The following is a 19,782-nucleotide window of genomic DNA, read 5'->3' as shown; positions in this document are numbered from 1 at the left end:
AAATTTACTTAATAATATTAAAATAAACTAAGGTATTATATAATTTAAAATAAATTTGAAGCACTTTTATAATTTCGTGATTTTTTAAAAGCGTATTAACTATATTTTATGCTGATGATTTATAAAATAGATATATTAAATAAAAATAAGTTTGGAGGAATCACAATGGGAGAAGCTTTAGGCGGATTAAAAAGAACTATGATGTGTGGTGAACCAAGAGAAGAACATGTAGGTAAGAAAGTTACTTTAATGGGATGGGTTCAAAGAAATAGAGATAAGGGTGCATTAATATTTACAGAACTAAGAGACAGAACTGGTATTATGCAAGTTATCTTTAACGAAGACACTAATGCAGAAGCTTGGAATAAGGCGAAAAGCTTAAGATCTGAGTATTGCATTGCTGTTACTGGAGAAATAGTTTTAAGAGAAGCGCCAAACAAAGATATGGCAACAGGACTTGTTGAATTAAAGGGAGAAGAATTAAAGATTTTATCAGAATCAGAAACTCCTCCAATATACGTAAAAGAAGGATTAGATGCAGCTGAAAGCATTAGACTTAAGCATAGATACTTAGATTTAAGAAGACCAGATATGCAAAGGATTTTCACTATAAGAAACAGAGCATCTAAAGCTGTTCGTGATTACTTAGATAACAACGGTTTCTTAGAAGTAGAAACTCCAATGTTAACTAAGAGTACACCAGAAGGAGCTAGAGATTACTTAGTTCCATCTAGAAATTATCCGGGAATGTTTTATGCACTTCCACAATCACCACAAATATTCAAACAATTATTAATGGTGTCAGGATTTGATAAATACTATCAAATAACTAAATGTTTCAGAGATGAAGATTTAAGAGCTAACAGACAACCAGAATTCACTCAAATCGATTTAGAGATGAGTTTCGTAGAACAAGAAGATGTTATAGCTTTAAACGAAGGATTAGTTAAACACGTATTCAAAGAAGTATTAGGACACGATGTTAAGCTTCCTATTAAGAGAATGACATTTAAAGAAGCTATGGAAAGCTACGGATCAGATAAACCAGACTTAAGATTTGGAATGAAGATTCAAAACCTTTCAGAAGAAGTTAAAGACGTAGACTTTAAAGTATTTAGCGATGCTCTTTCAAACGGAGGATCAGTTAGATGTTTAGTAGTAGACGGTGGAGCTTCTATGGGAAGAAAAGATATAGATAGACTTGGAGAATTCGTTAAAACTTACAAAGCTAAAGGTTTAGCTTGGATTAAAGTTAAAGAAGACGATACAATCCAATCTCCTATAGCTAAATTCTTAAATGAAGAGCAAATGGAAAAACTTCTAAAATCATGCGATGCTAAAAAAGGTGATTTAGTTTTAATAGTTGCAGATAAAAACTCTGTAGTATTCCAAAGTCTTGGAGCTTTAAGATTAGAACTAGCTAAAAAATTAGATCTAATCGAAGATAAAAATGAATTTAACTTTACTTGGGTTACTGAATTCCCACTATTTGAGTACAACGAAGAAGAGGAAAGATACACAGCGTGTCACCACCCATTCACAGCTCCAATGGAAGAGGATTTAGAATTCTTAGAAACAGAACCTGGTAAAGTAAGATCAAAAGCTTACGACTTAGTTTTAAACGGGGAAGAACTTGGAGGAGGATCAGTTAGAATCCACGATACAAAACTTCAAGAAAGAATGTTTAAAGCTCTAGGATTTACAGAAGAGCAAGCTTGGGATAGATTTGGATTCTTATTAGAAGCATTCAAATTCGGACCACCACCACATGCTGGATTAGCATTTGGATTAGATAGAATGATAATGTTCCTAGCTGGAACTGATAACATAAAAGATGTTATAGCATTCCCTAAAAACCAAAACGCTTACTGCTATTTAAGTGAAGCTCCAAACATAGCTGACGCTAAACAATTAGAAGAGCTTGGAATAGAAGTAATCAAAAAAGAAGAAAAAGTAGAAGAATAATAAAAAAACTCTAGGTGAGGACCTAGAGTTTTTTTATATTTTTTAATATACCAATCATTAAAAGAAAAATATGTAAAATGACATGGAACACATTTTAAATCTATTGAAAATTAAATAAAACTATTATATAATAATTATTATTGATAAAAATAATGTAATAGAATAGAGGAGATAATGATGGGGATATCAAATAATGAAATTAACTACGAATCATTAATAAAACATTTAGGGGCTTGTTGCCTTACAGAAGAATCTTGCGGAAGTTGCAAAAAAGAAAAATGCTTAATAGGGTATGCTAGAAGGTCTATAGCAAGTTGTTTAAATCACAAAGTTACATATGTTATTGACGGTTATAAAAACTTACCATCCGCTGATACTAAAGTATACAATAACGATGAACTTATAGAAGGGATAGCAGATATACTTCATCAATGTAGAAGTTGCAGTGAAAACCATTTTGATAACTGCATTATAAATATTTTAAGAAGTTCTTATGAGATATTGATATTTGGAGAACCGATAGAATATAAGGGAAGTAGTTTAGTATATTTTGTTGATGCTAAAAATAAAAATAAAGAACTCGCAGAAAAAATTTATTCAGTATACAATAATATGAAATAATGTAAAGACAGGCTTTTTTAGCCTGTCTTTTTTATAAGGAAAATAAAATTAAAATAAAGCTACTTATTATAAATTCTGAGCTAAAGTAATATATGTCTAAACAAGTGTGTTTGAATCTACTTAAAAAGCCTTTATTTGAAGGTGATTCTTCATCTTTGCCACTTGCAAGTCTAGAGCCTCGGTTAATTGTAAAAATACCTCCAAGTAGAAGAAAAACAATTCCAAAAAATAAAAATATCTCTTTATATCCAAAACTTGTATTTAAATAAATAATAAAGCAAAGGAAAAGTTCAATTAAAACATAAAGTAATGTATTACGTCCTCTTTGAAGGAAATTATAAGCTGTCATATATTATGGCCTCCTAAACTATTTATATAATAATCTATTCAGATAAGCGGTAATAGAATACCTAAATTTAAAAAAATACGAATAAAAATTATACTTTTTAGAGAAAATAGTTCTTGTACTAAGAAACTAAGGAGGAACAAAGATGAAAACATTAAAAAGAAGTTTAGGGATGCTATTATTATTTATGGGGCTACTTACAATCCCAGTATCAGCAAATCCTTTAAAAGAGCCAATTTTAGTTGGGGAAGTTATGAAGGTGCAAGAGTCTAGGGACGGTCAAATGAAAGTATTAGTATGTGGATACTTAAACGGTTGTGACATCTACAAAGGTGAGGTTTGTGTCTTAGTCAATAAAGATACAAAGATTAGCATGGGCTGTGAAAAAGGTGAAGAAAAATGCAAAGATATTAAGATAAAGCAAGGGGACCTTGTAAGCGTTGCATTAGATAAAAAAATGACTAAATCAATCCCACCACAAGCAAATGCAAAAAGAGTAAAAATCACTAGATGTGACAAAGTAAAAAAAGAAGAGATGGGAAAAGACAAAAAAACTTCAGCAGATGAAGTAAAAGAAGAAAAAGCAGAAAAATCAGAAGAAAAGACTTCAGCTGATGAAGTTAAAGAATCAAAAGAAGATTTAAAAAAAGAAGACTAATTTAAAATAAGAGGTTTTGCAAAATTAAAGGCAAAGCCTCTTATTTTACGTACTTATTTTAAATAAAAGAATAATATAAATAGAAATCAATTTTTAGGAAAATACAAATGAAATGTGATCTTCATATACATTCTATATATTCAGACGGAGAAAACTCTCCAGAAGAAATAATGAAAATGGCTAAAGAAGCAGGGCTAGATGTTATTTCAATTACAGACCACAATAATATAGATAGCGCAGACGAATGTTTAAGTTTAGAAAAGGATTTTAACATACTTTGCATACCGGGAGTTGAACTTTCAACTAGATATAAGGGAGAGAGAATTCATATCTTAGGATATTTTTCTATAGATGATTATAAAAATGAATTATTAAAAGAAGTTTTAAAATTAATTAGAGATAAAGATGTTTATAAAATTAATGAAGTTTTAAGTGGAAAGGTAAAAATAAGAAAAGGTAAAAAGAGATTATCTATAAAAGAAGGTATAGCTATTTTAAGGTATTTTAAAGGAACGGTTATTTTAGCTCACCCAGTTAAAATTAAGAGAAAATATTTAAATGATATCTTATTAAATGACTTTGATGGAATTGAAGGAGTTAGATTTGAAAACGACTCCTATGATGATATATTTTTTAAATGCATAGGAGAGGAAAATGGATATATAATAACAGGAGGTTCTGACTTTCATTCTTTGAATAATAAAAGTCATGCAAGCCTTGGAGAAGTTTACTTCCAAACTGAAAATATATATGAATTCTTAAAGTTAATAAAAAGTTAAAACAGTATGCAAAAAAATGCATACTGTTTAAAATTTATAGAAATTATACGAAAATAATTCTAATGAAATAAAAACTATTAATTAAACATTATTAAATATTCCTTTTAGAGTTAAAATATGTTAGAAAAATATTAAATATTAATTATTAAATTATAAAAAAATTGGGAAATTTATGTCACGTTTAATGAGAAATCCTAAGTTATTTGCTATAATATAGATATAAAAGGGTAAAAAGGTTTTTTATAAAGATAAATAACGATTATATTTATAAAAAATATTAAAAAAACAGTTAACAATTACAAAAAAGTAACGACTATAATACTATACAAGAATAAATAATTAATTAATCAAAGAATTAATCTTCACACTAGATATAATAGAGAATCTTGTAAAAGACTTTACTAATGCTTAAACCTAGCAATAGGGGAAAATAAAAACACTTATGTGGGGATTTTAGGAGTGATGATATGAAAAATAAGAAAGTAGCAGCGTTTGTATTAGCAGCATCTACTACTAGCGGTGTTTTATTAGCTAGTAATGCAGTCGTAGCAAATGCGGATGAAGTCAAAAACAAGGATGACAACAGTTTAATCGATACTCAAAGATCTATTAAGACAGGTAAGGTAGTAAACGTAACTAGCAGTCTTAGAGTTAGAGAGGGAAAAAGCATAAACTCAAAGGTATTAGGTTATTTAAAACCAAATGAAAAGGTTAAGATAAAAGAAAAATCAGGAGACTGGTATAAAATTGAGTTTAAAAATAGTGTAGGTTACGTAAGTAAAGATTACATTAAAGAAGATGGCGCAAGTTCTGGAAATAGTGGAAGTGGAAACACAGGAAACAGTGAGAGCAGTTTAAATCAAAAAGGACAAGTTATAAATGTAACATCAAGTTTAAGAGTCAGAAGCAAAGCAAGTACAGATAGTTCTGTAATTGGATATTTAACTCCTAATCAAAAGTTCGATATAGTAGCAAAATCAGGTTCTTTTTATAAGATTAAATTTGATGGAGTTACAGGGTATGTGCATAAAGATTATGTAAAAGTATTAGGAAGTGATTCAGGAGACCAAGGCGGTGGAAGCACGGGTGGTGATACAAGCACTGATGCTAAACACGGACAAGTTATAAATGTAACTTCAAGTCTAAGAATAAGAAGTAGTGCAAGTACAAGCAGTTCAGTAGTTGGACAATTATCTCCAAATCAAAAATTTGATATTTTAGGAAAATCAGGTTCATTCTATAAAATAAAAGCTAACGGAACTACAGGATACGTACATAAGGATTATGTAAAGGTACTAGGTAATGATTCGGGAGACCAAGGTGGCGGAAGCGACTCTGGTGATACAAGCACTGATGGAAAGCGTGGAAAAGTAGTAAATGTAACTTCAAATCTTAGAATTAGAAGTAGTGCAAGCACTAGTAGTTCAGTAGTTGGATATCTTTTAGAAAATGATACTTTTGATATATTAGGAAAGTCAGGCGCTTGGTATAAGATAAAGAAAAATGGAACTACAGGTTATATACACAGTGATTATGTAAAAGTTATAGGAGGTTCAGACATCCCAGATGAAGGTCAAGGCGGTGGAGGAGATGAATCTTCAACTGATGCAAAACGCGGTAAAGTAATAAATGTAACCTCAAATCTTAGAATGAGAAATGGTCCAAGCACTAGTAGCTCAGTTGTAGGGTATCTTTTAAACGGAGACACCTTTGATATATTAGGAAAGTCTGGTTCATGGTATAAGATTAAAAAAGATGGAACTACAGGATATATTAGCGGAGAATTCGTGAAAGTAGTTGACGGTTCAGACGTTCCAGATGAGCCTAGTGGAGGCGGAGGAAGCGGAGAATACGAAAACCAATACGGTAAAGTAACAAACGTAACTTCAAGCCTTAGATTAAGAGAAAAACCAAACACTTCATCTAACGTTTTAGGATATTTAAGTCCTAGTGAAAGCGTAAAGGTAGAAAAAAAGGATGGAGACTGGTTTAAAGTAAATGCTAGAGGAATGACTGGATATGCACATAGTGATTATATTAAGTTAACTGATGGCGATGAAGGACACGGCGGAGGAGGCGGAGGAGAATCTTCAGCTTCATACGATAGTGTTTATAGAATATTAAGTGCTCAAATTGGAAGTCCTTATGCTTGGGGTGGTAAAGGAGAACTTTTAACTACTGCAAGTTTAGATAGATTAAAAAGAATTTATCCAGACGTTGCAGCAGAAGGAAGATACAACACTGCAGCTAAGTACGTAAATCAAGGATATAGAGCTTTTGATTGTTCTGGACTTTTCTATTGGGGATTTAATCAGATAGGAATAAACGTTGGAGCTTCAACTTACGATCAAATAAATGCAGGTAGAGAAGTTTCAGTAAATGATGCAAGACCTGGAGATCTATTATTCTACGGAAATTTACAACACGTAGGTATGTATGTAGGTAATGGTCAGTGGTTAGAAGCACCATATTCAGGTGCGTATGTTAGAATTTCTAATGTACCATATAATAAGGTAACTAGAGCTAGAAGAGTTCTTAATTAATTAAAAGGCGAAGATAAACTTCGCCTTTTTGAGTATTTAAAAAAATATAAAAGGGAAATTAATATCTTTTTTTGGGGGTATCTTATGAGAAAAATAAGATTTATTAATGCAGAAGAGAGGTATATAAAATCATTTTGGACAGCTTTTGATAATATTGCATCTGAAAAAAAATACTTAGGTACAGCGAGAGCTTTTCCTTTAGATATAACTACTAAATATTTAAGAAGAAGTATTGAAAAAAAAGTTCCATATATTTTCGCTGTAAGAGAAAATAAGGTTATAGGCTGGTGTGATTTGCAGCCAAAAGATAATAGTACAGGCTCTTTAGGTATAGCACTTATAAAAGAGTATCGAAATCTTGGAATTGGGACAGTTATGATTCATAAAGTTTTTGAAAAGGGAAGAAAATATGGGTTTAAGAAAGTATTTTTAGAAGTCAGGAAAAGCAATAAGGTAGCATTAGAATTTTACGAAAAATTAGGTTTTATAAAGATTAATGTAATAGAAGAGGGCGTAAAAATAGGGAATATAAGAGATGATGTAATTCAAATGGAAAAAGAGCTATAATTAAGATAAATCTTAAAATTATTTTAAATATTCTTAATAGATACTTAAATATAAATATTTCTCCGTGACTTTTCATATTTAATAAAGGATAATATAATATATGTAAGTATTTTTTAGCTATTTTGAGAGGGGAGAAGCATGGTATTAATGCATAAAGTTAAAAGTTTTAACTTTGAATTTATTATAGATACAAAACTAGATAAGTATTACGATATACTTGTAGACGATGAAATAGCACTATATAGAAGCCCTATAAACGAAAAAGTATATATAGATGCAAAAAATATTATAGAAGATCTAGTTACAGATTTACTACTTGAAGATTTAGGGGAAGATGGTATATATAATGAATTAGTTGATAATATAGAAATTCTTTATAGAAAAGGGATAATACCAGATGAAATAAATTATAAATTCAACCGTATAAGAAAGGCTTCGAATAATTTTGCGCACCCAGATGCAAAATCTATAGATACACCAGAATATATACTTATTTCACTTAGGGAATGCTTAAAGTGGTATTTAGATCATTTCAAAGTTGGATTAATTAATGATTATACTGAATTTGAAAAACCAGACCACAGTAAAATAGAAGACTACGATGAAAGATATAAAGAAATATTAGAAAACTATGAAAAGTTAAAAGATAAATATGATGAAAGTATAAAACTAAAAGAATCTAGAATAAATGAGCTTAAAAAGAAAGAAGAGTCTTTAGAAGAAAATCTAGAAGATAAAAAAAAGGAGCTTTTAGAAGCTAGAAAACTTATTAGGATTTATGGAAATAAAGAAAAAGAAATCGGTAAACTAATAAACGACGTAAATGATAATATAACTTTTTTAAAGAATATAGTAACGGATTTAAAAAACACAGAAGTTATAAATAGTATTAATAGAGTTGTAGAAGAAGGAAATAAGAGTGTAATAATAGCTAAAGAAAAAGAAAAAAGCCTAATTGAAAATATAAGTCTACTTGAAGACAAAGTCTTAGAGGGCGTTGATTTAAGAGAGCATATTGAAAAAGCTGACAGAGTTAGCTACGAAATAGAACAAGACATAGAAGCTATAAAATTAGTAGTTAGAAACACTTCTAAAGAAATATTAGATTTAAAAGATGATAAGGAAATAGAAGAATTAGACTTTTCTAGATATCCAGAATTCTTTAGAGGTTTTTTGTGCCTTAAAGGTGACAAACTAAGAGCAAGTTACATACTTTTAGAAAAACTTTCTATAAAGGAACTTATAGAATTTATGGTAAATGGGAAATTTACTAAAAAGAGTGTACAAAAGCTTCAAAAGTTTATTTATAGTGAAACCCTAAAATTAGTTTCTTTAAGTGACGAAGAAATAAAACTTAAATTATATTATTCTTTAATGAGATGCGCAAAAGTAACAGAGGGCGTTTTAATTAATGAAAAGGAATTTAAGTTAAACTTAGATGTAGTGATTGAAGAAGCTTATGGAGTAATTGAAAAAAATAAGGACTTCTATTCAGGTGAAGATAAATTAGAAGATATAATTTTTTATTATCTAAACAAGATATCCGAAAATATAAATAAAAAGTTCAAAAAACTAGATGCAGTTCAATCAGAAGCTATTATAAATAGAGTTTACAATGGAATAGATGCACTTTCTGAAAATCAAAAAGAAGATTTATTTAAAGAACTTGAATTAGTAGAACCTACAGAAGCTACAGTTAAATCAACTATAAGAACTTTAGGGCCTTCTAATATTTTAAAATCTTTAATTAAGAGAGAGAGCTATTCTTCATATACTGCATATTCTAGTATGACTTACGGAGTTTTAAAGCTTTTAAACGAAAATATGCCTTTTAATTCATATCCTGGTGGAGATAAATTTTTAAGCTTTTTAACTATGCCTTATTTAATTCAATCACTTATAAACGAAGGAAATTTTTTAATAGAATCTAAAAGAAAAAGAAAGTTTCAAATTATATCTATCTTAATTTTAAGTGTTACATTAGATGAAATAATAAATAGTGATAAAGAGCAGGTAGAAAAAGGTTATGAAGATCTTAAGGAAGCTTGGAGAGTTTTATATAATGATTATTTAGCATTAGAAGATGAGTGGAACGAAGTTAGTGACAATCTAGAAGCTATAAAAAGTATAGAAGATGAGTTAAAAGCTAAATTAGACATCCACAGAGAAAAGATAGAGGAAAAGAGAAATGTCTTAAAAAATCAAAAGGCAGAACTAAAAGAGGTTATTTTAAATTCTGATAGGGTTAGACTTTTAGATGGCTATTTTGATTACGATAAAGATAAAGATAAATTAAAAAAATTTATAATGGCGAAAAATTATAATAGAAAAAATGGAATTTTAAAAAAGCTTGTCTTTAAAGCAAAAAATGAACTTAGAATTAGAATTGTAAAAGAAGATATTAAAAAACATGAAGAGAGGCTTGTAGAACTTGCTATAGAAAACACTCACTTTAGGTTTGAAACAGAATTGCTTAGAATTACAATATCTGATATAGAAGAAGAAAAAATATTAAGAGACAAAACTAAAGAAGAAATAAAACAATATCAAAGTGACTACAAAGAAGCTATTTATGAAAAAAAAGAGATAGAATGTAGAATTGAGAAGATAAAACGAGAATATTTTGATATTTGTTTGGAATAATTTAAATAATGCGATAAATTACAAAAAAAGACTAATTTATCGCATTATTTTTTGTTGAAATTTTAAAAGTGTTAAAATCAATATAAGAGAGGAGCGAAAGAAAAATGGATAATTTAATTATGCTAGAAGATGTTTTTAATAAGAAAAATGAATTAAATGAACTTAAAAAAAGATATATTGATTTATTTGAAAAAAAAGAAGCATTATTAACAAAGGAAAAAGTATTATTAGAGAATTTATATATTAGAAAATTTGGCGAACTTCTCAAAGAACGATTAGAAACAAGTATAAGATACGAAAGATTAAAAAAAATATTAGAATATTCAGTATCTAGTGACGGTAATATTGAAAATATAGATTTAAAAAATATAGACGAAATTATAGCTGACGATTTAGAGGACTATTACATAGATTTAGAAAGATTCAAAGAAAAGAAGCTTGAATCAGAAGGAAATAATAAACTACTTATAACTTCAGATGAAGAGACAAAAAAAGTTTCGGAATTATTTAAAGAGATAGCACTAAAAATAAGTCCAGAAATTCACGAGACAGAAGAAAAAGAAAGAAGGCTTTGGAATGTAACAAAAATTGCATACAAAGAGAATGATATAATAACTTTATTTTTTATAAAAGATGTTATAGAAGATATTGAAGTTTTTAAAGATGAAAGAATTAAGGATTTAAACTTAAAGATTGAAGAATTAAAGATAAGAATCTTCGAACTTCAAAATTCAATTTATTATATCAAAACAGAATTTCCTTTTGATATTAAAGATGAAATCGACGATATTTTTTATATTCAAAAAACTAAAGATACCTTAAAAAGAGATATTCATGAAATGAATATCCACATAGAAAACATGAATAGAGAATTAAATGGACGATTAAATATAGACCTTTAAAAAGTAGCTAAGTGCTACTTTTTTCTTTTAGTTGCAAAAGAATAGGATAACTTATATTATAGATAAGGACAAAAGATAATTGGAGGAAAAAAACATGGAAAATATTAAAATACTTGCAGTTTGTGGGTTTGGGATTGGAAGCAGTCTTATATTAAAGATGAATATAGGTAAAGTTTTAGAGGAAGATGGGATTAAAGCTGAGGTTAGTAATACAGATATATTAACAGCACCTAGCGAAAAGTGTTCATTTATAGTTACTTCTGAAGGATATAAGAGAGAACTAGAAGGAAAGGTAGAAGTTCCTGTTATAGTTGTAGATAGATTTTTTGATAAAAATGAAATAAGAGAAAAGATTAATTTAGGAATTGAAAAAATCAAATAGGATGTGTTAGAACTTGGAATTTATAAATTTTTTGGTTACAGATATTTTTAGAAAACCACCTCTTTTTTTAGGAATAATTGCAATGATAGGACTTATTCTTCAAAGAAGAGGTATAAGTGATATAGTTAAGGGAACTATAAAAACAATAATTGGTGTAATTATCTTAACAGAAGGAGTTAATATAATAGTTAAAGCTATAGAGCCTTTAGGGAAGGCTTTTACTAGTATTTTTTCCTTAAGCGGAACTAATGAGTTAAAAGATATTATACCTATGAATAATTTTATAGATACATACGGATCATATATTGGAATTATTATGGTTTTAGCTTTTGTTATAAATTTACTTTTTGCAAAGTTTACGAAAATGAAAAGTATATTTTTAACTGGGCATATCTTCTTTTGGATGGCATTCATATGCTTAGCATCAGGAGTGTATGGAGGGCTTAAAGGCTTTAATTTAATATTATTTTCAACTATATTTTTAAGTATTTATATTATAGTATCACCTATGCTTATAAAGCCTTTTGTAAAAAAGGTTACAGGAAATGATTCTTTTACTATAGGACACACTACTGTGTTTTTAAGTTTAATTGGTGCTTTAGCTGGAAAGGCTTTTGGAAACAAGGAAAAGTCTATAGAAGATATTAATTTACCTAAGGGCTTAGATTTTTTAAGAGATACTACTATTATGACTGGAATAGTTATGTTTTTAGTTTATTTAGTTACGTCTTTAGTTTTAGGTTTTGAGGGAAGAATCAGTATTTTTGGAGTAGAAAACGCTAGAATATCTTCAAGTATAGTATTTTCTTTAATGCAAGGTTTAACTTTTGGTGCAGGACTTACGATTTTACTTATGGGAGTAAGGCTAATGATATCTGAAATAGTTATATCATTTAAAGGGATTGCAGATAGATTTATTAAAGATTCAATACCTGCTTTAGATATACCTGTGATTTTCCCCTACTCACCAAATGCACTTTTAATAGGATTTGTTGTATCTATGATATCATCAATAATTACTATATTTATTATAGGGTATTTCAAATTAACTAATATAGCAATAATTCCTTTAACTGTAGCCTGCTTTTTTGATGCGGGGCCTGCTGCTATATTTGGAAATGCAACAGGGGGAAGAAGAGGGGCTATTATTGCATCAGTTTTATCAGGAGCACTATTAATAGTATTTAACGTGATATCTATAAAGATTATGGGAAATATAGTACCAGATTTTCTTCAAGCTTTTGGAGGAAATGATTTTTCAATTTGGACTATCATTATGAATTTATTTAATTAAGACAAAGGCTATTGCACTAAAGTGCAATAGCCTTTGTTTTTAATCTCTAATTTTAAGACCATTTGCTTTAACTACATGTTTTGAAAAAATACCATGAATTAAAGTTACTTTATCATAAAGAGAAAAGTAAGGAATATTAGAACATCTATATTTAATTTCTCTTTTATGAGTATAATCAGTTACATATATTACATAATAATCTGAACCCTTATCTGTAAATCTTTCTATGCCTGTACAAACTCCACTTAAAGAAGTATAAAGGCCTAATATATATTCAAGTCCTTTAAAGGAGCAAGGGATTAAAAAGAACATAATAATAAATAGATTAGAAATTAATGAACCTTCATATTCGTATAAAGCATATACGGAAAATCCTATGCAAAGTATATTAAAAAGTGTAAAGCATCTATCTTTCATCGGCACATAATCAATTTTGTTATACCAGATTTTATATCTCCAAAGAAATGTGCTTTGATGAAAATCATTAGTATCTTCACTATTAGAATTATTTCTAATGTGCCACAGTAATTGGTGGTCTGTTTTTCTTAGTATATATATTGTTTTTGAATTTATAATTACAAAAATATATAAAATAAGTGATAATATAGCGCTAATAAATAAATTTAAATCCTTAAAATATATTAATGCAGCTATTATGTAAAATACAAATATAATACTAAAGGAAGATTTAAGTAAAAACTTTTGGGATACTTCTGATAGTATTTCTTTGTCGGAAGTTTTTGGCCTTCCTAAAAAGGTTAAAAGAGTTAAAATAATTAAAGAAAATGAAGTGAATCCTATAGCAAAGCTTGCATCAGGCAATTTCACACCGCAAAAGTAGTATTCATTTAGCTTAAAAATTTGGCAAAGACCTGCTATTATATTTACAAAAAGTAGTCCTATAGCTAGTCCTTTAGTTGATTGATAACGTCTTAAAGTATTCATTATTTACCTCCTAAGTTCATTATAACAAAAAAATAACTAAAAAATGTAAAAATTATTAGTAACTTTACTTAATTTTTTATTATTTAAAGTAGAAAATTGGAGAATAAACAAATAATTATTTATGTGTTAGAATATGGAAAAAATATATTTGTAGGGTTATAATTAGGTTAGATGATTTTGGGGCACAAATAAGGAGGAAATAAGAATGGAAAAGGTTAAAATCGCATTACTTGGGCTAGGTAATGTTGGTAGAGGAGTTTGGATGATTTTAGACTCTAATAAAGAAGAGATAGTAAAGCGCTCTGGCTATGATGTAGAGATCTCTAAAATATTAGTAAGAGATAAGGAAAAAGAAAGAGGCGTAGACGTACCAAAGGAATTAATAACTACTGATTTTAATGAAATATTAAATGACGAGTCAATTAAAATAGTTATAGAAGTTATGGGCGGAATTGAACCTGCGAGAGATTATATGATTAGATCTATGGAAAAAGGAAAACATATAGTAACTGCAAACAAAATGCTTCTAGCAACTGGAGGGGACGAGCTTTTTGAAATGGCAGATTCTAAGGGAGTAATGTTCCAGTACGAAGCTAGCGTTGCAGGAGGAATTCCTATTATTCAAGGAATTAATGAAAGCCTTACTGCAAATAAAATTAAAGAGATGTATGGAATTATTAACGGTACTACTAATTATATTTTAAGTAAGATGGAACTTGAAAACTTAAGTTTTGAAGAGGCTTTAAAGGGAGCTACAGAAAAAGGATATGCAGAAGCAGATCCAACATCTGATATTGAGGGCTTTGACGCACAGTACAAGCTTGCAATTCTTTCATCTTTAGCTTTTGGAACTAAGATAGATGTTGAAAATGTATATAGAGAAGGAATAACTCATATTCAATCTATAGATATGGAATATGCTAAAGAATTTAAAATGGCAGTAAAATTACTTGCCATAGTAAAAGACGTAAATGGTAAATTAGAGATGAGAGTTCACCCTACTATGATTCCAAGGAATCATCCTTTAGCTAATGTATATGATTCTTTTAATTCAGTTTTAGTTAAGGGTAACGCTGTTGGAGATTTGATGTTTTATGGAAGAGGTGCTGGAGATTTACCTACAGGAAGTGCTGTTGTAAGTGATATGATTAATATATTAAAACTTGGAATTCACTCAGATAATATCCAGTCTGTTGTTAAAAATAATCTTTGGGATAAAAAGATTAGAAGTATAGAAGGAGTTCATAGCAAATATTATATAAGGACTTCTGTGGTAGACGAGCCTGGAGTTTTAAGGGATATAACAGGGATTTTAGGAGATCATGATATAAGTTTAAGGTCTGTAATTCAAAAGGGTCAAAATAAAAAAGGTGAGTTAGTTACACTTGTTTTAGTAACTCATAGAGCTAAAGAGATTCAGATTATAGATGCTATAGATGAGATTTATGAACTTAGAACAGTTAAAAAGATTGATAATATTATAAGAATTGAAGAGTTTGAAGAAGAATAGACTATAAATAAGGCCTAGCAAATTAAATTGCTAGGCTTTTTTCAATTAGAATTATTAATAAAAAAAGAACAAAATATGAAAAAATAAATAAAATATATAGTATTGAATAACTCTTTATGATATAATGATAACAATATAAAGGTGAGGAGATAAATATATGAATGTAGATAATGATTTTAGTAACGTTTCGGATTTTTTTTCAAAGGTAAAAAAAGATAAATTCAAAAGAAAACCAGCAAGCTTTAAGGGATTTATAAAATACTTAATAATTGCATATATAATTGCAGCTGTTTATTTATTTTTTAGTAGTAGATTAATACTTGACCCAAGCTTAAGCTTAGTTTGTATAATAGGGCCATTTATTTTAGTTTCAATTGGCTATGGAATAATTCACTTAAGTAAAAAATATATAATGGCTGGAGCTATAGTAATTGCTTTATATGTAGCTGGGTCTATAATATTTAGTCCTCTAGTAGATTATAAAGCGCACAGAAATTTGATAGGTAATGTAACTGATGTTGAATTTTCAAATAAGATTGAGCATATTGATTTAAAACAATTACCTACGATAGATGAAGAACTTGCAGGTAAGCTTGCAGATAAAAAGTTAGGGGAGATACCTAGCCTTGGAAGTCAGGTTTATATAGGGGATTTAGATCTTCAAAGTATAAATGGAGAATTATATTACGTTGCACCTTTAGAGCATTCTTCAATATTTAAATGGTTTACTAATAGAGAAGGAACACCAGGATATATTAAAGTAAGTGCAACAAATCAAAATGATGTAGAACTTGTGACTGAATTAAAAGGAAAAGATATAAAAATTAAGTATTTAGAATCAGCATTTTTGTTTAGTGATTTAGATAGAGCTGCATTTTTAAGGGATATGAAAGCTGGACATACTGACTACACTTTTGAGTTAGATGATGAAGGAAATCCTTTCTGGGTAGTAACAAGATATGATAATGCTATAGGATTTACAGAAGCTAAGCCTATAGGTGCATTGATAATAGATGCTCAAACTGGTGAATCAAATACTTATGATATAAATGACATGCCAAAGTGGGTAGATAGAATTCAACCTATGGACCTTGTTAAAAAGCATATTGATAAATGGGGAACTTTAGTACATGGTGTATTTAACTTTAGTGATAAAGATAAGTTAAAAACTACTGAGGGAATGAATTTAATCTACAATAACAATGAATGTTATTATTATACAGGAATAACTTCTGTAGGAAATGATGAAGGTTTAGTAGGATTTACTTTAACTAATACTAGAACTGGGGAAACTACTATGTATAAGACAGCTGGTGCAACAGAAGAGGCTGCGATGAAATCAGCAGAAGGTAAAGTTCAACAATATAGCTATAAAGCAACTTTCCCGTATTTAATAAATATTCAAAACGAGCCAACTTATTTTACAACTTTAAAAGACTCAAATGGCCTTGTTAAGAAATATGCTATGGTTAACGTTAAAAATTATAATACTGTAGCGGTTGGGGACAGCCTTCAATCTACTTTAAATAAGTATTTAGAGGTATTAACTGATACAAATATTTCTCTAGAAGGAAGCAATAGTGCAAAAACTATAGATGGGGAAATTGAAAGAATTGGACTTGTTATAAAAGAAGGGTCTAGTATTTATGACATTAAATTAAAGGGAATAGATAAGATTTTCTCTGTTTCTACTGAAACTTCAAGAGAAGTAGCTTTAAGTAAAGTAGGAGACAAGGTTAGCATTGAATATATTAATTTAGGTGATAACAGATATATAATAGTTAATTCCTTTAAAAATAGTTCAAATGCTCCAAAAGCATCTGAAAGTTTAGAGAAAAATGAAGATAAATTAACTAAAGAAGTAAAAGAGTAATTTTAAAAGCAGGAGAAATCCTGCTTTTTTTATGTTTATGGATCTAGAAATACCATTATAATCCAATGGGGATGGAGTAAACATAAAAAATAAAAAAATTTGTAAAAGCTACAGCATTGTTACGAGGTATTGTTGGTATTACAAAGTCTAGGATTAAGCCATAAATTTTATAACTAGTACAAGTTAAATAAATAAAGCAAACTTAAAATATTGAAAAGTAATAAATAGAACAATTTCATTATTTAAGTTAATTTTAAGCAAAAAATACTGCTTATTAGATTAGATAGAATTGTATGTTTTTCTAGAGATTCTTCATAAATGTAGACAAACCAATTTAGATATAATTGAAGGTATTTACTAGCAACGCTTCTAAATTTTCTAAGCCATCTTCTTAAATGCAAAATAAAATCAGAACAGTTTAACATCAATTCTTCACCGAATTCTTTAGATACTTGAAGTTCTTTACCCTTATGAAGAATTTGATTAAATTTTTTAGATATTATATATGAAAATTTATCTTTACCCGGAAAGAAATAAGTATTATAAATTGGATTAAATGATTTTAAAAGAATATCTAATGCTTCTTTTGAGGGTGTTGTAGTATTAAAAGCGACTTTAGCTAAAGTGTATCCGTTCTTATTTATGGTTGTTGTTACAAAAATGTTTTTACGACTTTTAATAGTGCATACAGGGGGAGTCTTTTGACCCTTAAAATTTTCTTTGAATTTAGTATGTCTCATTGCAGTAATTACGTGAGTTCTCCTTGAGTCTGTATATTTATTTAAATGATTTAGGATTTTATGTCTCCATCTAAATGAAGTTTCTATACAGATTCCGAGTTTTTTAGAACATTCTCGTATTGTTGCACCTGATAGCATAAGATTTGTGTATTGAGTCCAAAGTTCAGTTGATTTTTTAGTATTATGCCAAACTAGTCCAGTACCTTCATTAAAAGTTTTTAAGCAATCTTTACACTGGTAACGTTGAACAGTTTTATATTTACCGTATTTAATAAAATGCACTGAATTACAATGTGGACAATTAAAAGTATGTACCATAAACTCACCTCAATAATAATTAATTAGTTTGATTATGGACATTAATTTTTAGAATTATTCAGAAACTTTAAAATAAAATACCAACAATTCAGCAAAACAATGTTGTAGTTTTTTTGATTTTTTAAAATAAACTTTATTAACACTAGGAGAGAACTTGGACCTTAAAACCTTATATCCCTTTAATTATCAAAGTAAAATGATATAATAAAAAAGGAATTATAGAGAAAATTTAAATACAAAGGACTAGGAGCTTTAAATAATGAATTTTATCAATCATTTTAAAACTATTACAAATCATAAAATGTTAGTTATGAAATACTGCTTTAAATTAGGTATGTATAAGCAAGGACTACTTCATGATATGTCAAAATACACCCCTACAGAGTATAAGGCAGGTATAAAGTATTACAAAGGTAATGTAAGTCCAAATGGAGTACAAAAGGAAGTAGAAGGCTTGTCAACCGCTTGGCTACATCATAAAGGAAGAAATAAACACCACTTTGAATATTGGATAGATTATGGTAAAAACCCGAAAGAGGGACTTAAGGGAATGAAAATGCCAAAGAAATATATAGTCGAAATGTTTGTAGACAGAATAGCAGCATCAAAAAACTACTTAAAAGATAAGTACGATGAGTCTGCCCCCTTAAAATATTACGATGAAAGAAAAGAATATTACGTAATGCATAAAGATACTAAAGAATTATTAGAAAAATTATTAATAATGCTCTCAAAAAAAGGTGAATATCAAACCTTTAAATATATTAAAGAAGAAATATTGTAAACAAAAATCTTCTTTTATACTTGAGGATGGGAATAATTTACAAGTGACGAAAATAAACATATAATAATTATAATATAATTGTTAGGGGTGATGATAATGGGAAACTTTGATATTAAAGGACTAAAAAAAGTAGCTTTATTTTCTCTTTTTTGGATCATAGCTTTATTTATATTATCATTTATAATAACAGGGGTTTCGAGTTACAACTTTAATGATACTTTATTTGTTCTTGGAATAATTGTTTTCTTAATTGGAGTTTTATCAAATATTTCAGGAGAACCTATGGGACTTTCTATGCAGTCACTTGGAAGTATCAATGCGCAGCAAGTTGCAAACACTAACTTAGAAGTTAAAAAGTTAGAAGAAGAAAAACTAAAGAATGTAAAAGCTACGCTAAAAGACGGATTTAACTCTTATTCAATGGTTTTAGCGGGAGCGATTTTAATAATAGTAAATTTCATGATGTGAAAAAAGTACCTAATAAACAGGGGATTTATCTGTGTATTAGGTACTTTTTTATTTTAATAATTATTTTCCTTTAAGTGTTTTTCTATAAAAAATATCGGTGAGATTAATATAAATATTTGCACTATAAAAAATGCAATAAAAGTATATTCAGTTTTTATATTAAGTAGATAAAAAGTTAAAGGTATAATGAAGTTTACTATTGAAAGTATAATCCAACCTTCACCAAGCTTTCTTTGAGCGTAATCCCAAGATCTTTGATTTTCTTTAGAACGTTTAGTTCTATAACCTATAAAGTTATTTACAGTTTTAGGAGGATTTAATAAAAGTAAAACTCCTAAAGCTAACATAATTAAAGGTATAAGAATTAAAGGTATTAAAACACTGTGAGTCATATAACCATCTCCCTTAATTCTATTATAAACCTTTTTAAAGAAAGAAAATTTG

At 28.5% G+C, this 19,782-nt stretch carries 18 protein-coding genes; 14 read left to right on the top strand and 4 right to left on the bottom strand.

All coding sequences use genetic code 11. The features are described 5' to 3' along the window. The first annotated feature begins 165 nt into the window (after positions 1–165). Positions 166–1,965: an aspartate--tRNA ligase gene (gene aspS, locus INR60_RS06710; protein WP_194190980.1), complete on the top strand. Its 1,800-nt coding sequence runs from the start codon at positions 166–168 to the stop codon at positions 1,963–1,965. Between the two features lie 177 nt (positions 1,966–2,142). Then, positions 2,143–2,586 carry a hypothetical protein gene (locus INR60_RS06705; RefSeq protein WP_194190701.1) on the top strand — a complete coding sequence of 148 codons (444 nt, stop codon included), beginning with the start codon at positions 2,143–2,145 and terminating at the stop codon, positions 2,584–2,586. Positions 2,587–2,617: 31 nt separating this feature from the next. On the opposite strand, the gene INR60_RS06700 is transcribed toward INR60_RS06705, so the two are convergent. Further along, a complete protein-coding gene (locus INR60_RS06700) occupies positions 2,618–2,935 on the bottom strand; it encodes a hypothetical protein (RefSeq protein WP_194190700.1) in 318 nt (105 codons plus the stop codon). 142 nt (positions 2,936–3,077) lie between these two features. Between INR60_RS06700 and INR60_RS06695 the strand changes: the two genes are divergently transcribed. The 8 genes from INR60_RS06695 to ulaA all read left to right on the top strand — a co-directional run bounded on the left by INR60_RS06695 (position 3,078) and on the right by ulaA (position 12,700). After that, positions 3,078–3,590, top strand: coding sequence for a hypothetical protein (locus INR60_RS06695; RefSeq protein WP_194190699.1), 513 nt, complete (start codon positions 3,078–3,080; stop codon positions 3,588–3,590). A 107-nt stretch (positions 3,591–3,697) separates the two neighbouring features. Continuing rightward, positions 3,698–4,369: a PHP domain-containing protein gene (locus tag INR60_RS06690; RefSeq protein ID WP_194190698.1), complete on the top strand. Its 672-nt coding sequence runs from the start codon at positions 3,698–3,700 to the stop codon at positions 4,367–4,369. 467 nt (positions 4,370–4,836) lie between these two features. Next, the gene (locus INR60_RS06685) at positions 4,837–6,912 is read left to right on the top strand and encodes a C40 family peptidase (protein WP_194190697.1); all 2,076 of its coding nucleotides are present in this window, start codon (positions 4,837–4,839) and stop codon (positions 6,910–6,912) included. 84 nt (positions 6,913–6,996) lie between these two features. Further along, positions 6,997–7,479 carry a GNAT family N-acetyltransferase gene (locus tag INR60_RS06680; RefSeq protein WP_194190696.1) on the top strand — a complete coding sequence of 161 codons (483 nt, stop codon included), beginning with the start codon at positions 6,997–6,999 and terminating at the stop codon, positions 7,477–7,479. A gap of 138 nt (positions 7,480–7,617) precedes the next feature. Then, positions 7,618–10,122, top strand: coding sequence for a hypothetical protein (locus tag INR60_RS06675; RefSeq protein ID WP_194190695.1), 2,505 nt, complete (start codon positions 7,618–7,620; stop codon positions 10,120–10,122). A 104-nt stretch (positions 10,123–10,226) separates the two neighbouring features. Then, positions 10,227–11,024, top strand: a complete 798-nt coding sequence (locus INR60_RS06670; RefSeq protein WP_194190694.1) for a hypothetical protein — start codon at positions 10,227–10,229, stop codon at positions 11,022–11,024. A gap of 94 nt (positions 11,025–11,118) precedes the next feature. Continuing rightward, positions 11,119–11,406, top strand: coding sequence for a PTS sugar transporter subunit IIB (locus INR60_RS06665; RefSeq protein WP_207729531.1), 288 nt, complete (start codon positions 11,119–11,121; stop codon positions 11,404–11,406). Between the two features lie 31 nt (positions 11,407–11,437). Beyond that, the gene (gene ulaA / locus INR60_RS06660; RefSeq protein WP_238480397.1) at positions 11,438–12,700 is read left to right on the top strand and encodes a PTS ascorbate transporter subunit IIC; all 1,263 of its coding nucleotides are present in this window, start codon (positions 11,438–11,440) and stop codon (positions 12,698–12,700) included. 39 nt (positions 12,701–12,739) lie between these two features. Here ulaA and INR60_RS06655 read toward each other — a convergent pair whose 3' ends face one another. Next, positions 12,740–13,645, bottom strand: coding sequence for a hypothetical protein (locus INR60_RS06655; RefSeq protein ID WP_194190692.1), 906 nt, complete (start codon positions 13,643–13,645; stop codon positions 12,740–12,742). Positions 13,646–13,850: 205 nt separating this feature from the next. Between INR60_RS06655 and INR60_RS06650 the strand changes: the two genes are divergently transcribed. Together INR60_RS06650 and INR60_RS06645 are read left to right on the top strand one after the other, a co-directional pair. Further along, positions 13,851–15,155, top strand: coding sequence for a homoserine dehydrogenase (locus INR60_RS06650; protein ID WP_194190691.1), 1,305 nt, complete (start codon positions 13,851–13,853; stop codon positions 15,153–15,155). Positions 15,156–15,312: 157 nt separating this feature from the next. Beyond that, positions 15,313–17,028 carry a glycoside hydrolase family 25 domain-containing protein gene (locus INR60_RS06645; protein ID WP_238480396.1) on the top strand — a complete coding sequence of 572 codons (1,716 nt, stop codon included), beginning with the start codon at positions 15,313–15,315 and terminating at the stop codon, positions 17,026–17,028. 242 nt (positions 17,029–17,270) lie between these two features. Here INR60_RS06645 and INR60_RS06640 read toward each other — a convergent pair whose 3' ends face one another. Beyond that, positions 17,271–18,086 (bottom strand): IS1/IS1595 family N-terminal zinc-binding domain-containing protein, encoded by an 816-nt coding sequence (locus INR60_RS06640; protein WP_194190690.1) that lies wholly within the window; start codon positions 18,084–18,086, stop codon positions 17,271–17,273. Positions 18,087–18,345: 259 nt separating this feature from the next. Here INR60_RS06640 and INR60_RS06635 point away from each other — a divergent pair, with 259 nt between their 5' ends. Together INR60_RS06635 and INR60_RS06630 are read left to right on the top strand one after the other, a co-directional pair. Next, the gene (locus INR60_RS06635; protein ID WP_194190689.1) at positions 18,346–18,870 is read left to right on the top strand and encodes a DUF5662 family protein; all 525 of its coding nucleotides are present in this window, start codon (positions 18,346–18,348) and stop codon (positions 18,868–18,870) included. Positions 18,871–18,966: 96 nt separating this feature from the next. Beyond that, positions 18,967–19,338 carry a hypothetical protein gene (locus tag INR60_RS06630; RefSeq protein ID WP_194190688.1) on the top strand — a complete coding sequence of 124 codons (372 nt, stop codon included), beginning with the start codon at positions 18,967–18,969 and terminating at the stop codon, positions 19,336–19,338. A 53-nt stretch (positions 19,339–19,391) separates the two neighbouring features. Here INR60_RS06630 and INR60_RS06625 read toward each other — a convergent pair whose 3' ends face one another. Further along, positions 19,392–19,730 (bottom strand): SdpI family protein, encoded by a 339-nt coding sequence (locus tag INR60_RS06625; protein WP_194190687.1) that lies wholly within the window; start codon positions 19,728–19,730, stop codon positions 19,392–19,394. Positions 19,731–19,782: the final 52 nt, after the last annotated feature.

Source organism: Clostridium chrysemydis, assembly GCF_015234215.1.
Taxonomy (GTDB): domain Bacteria; phylum Bacillota; class Clostridia; order Clostridiales; family Clostridiaceae; genus Clostridium; species Clostridium chrysemydis.
Note: the sequence above shows the minus strand (reverse complement) of the source record. Positions and strands in the feature narration are given on the sequence as shown.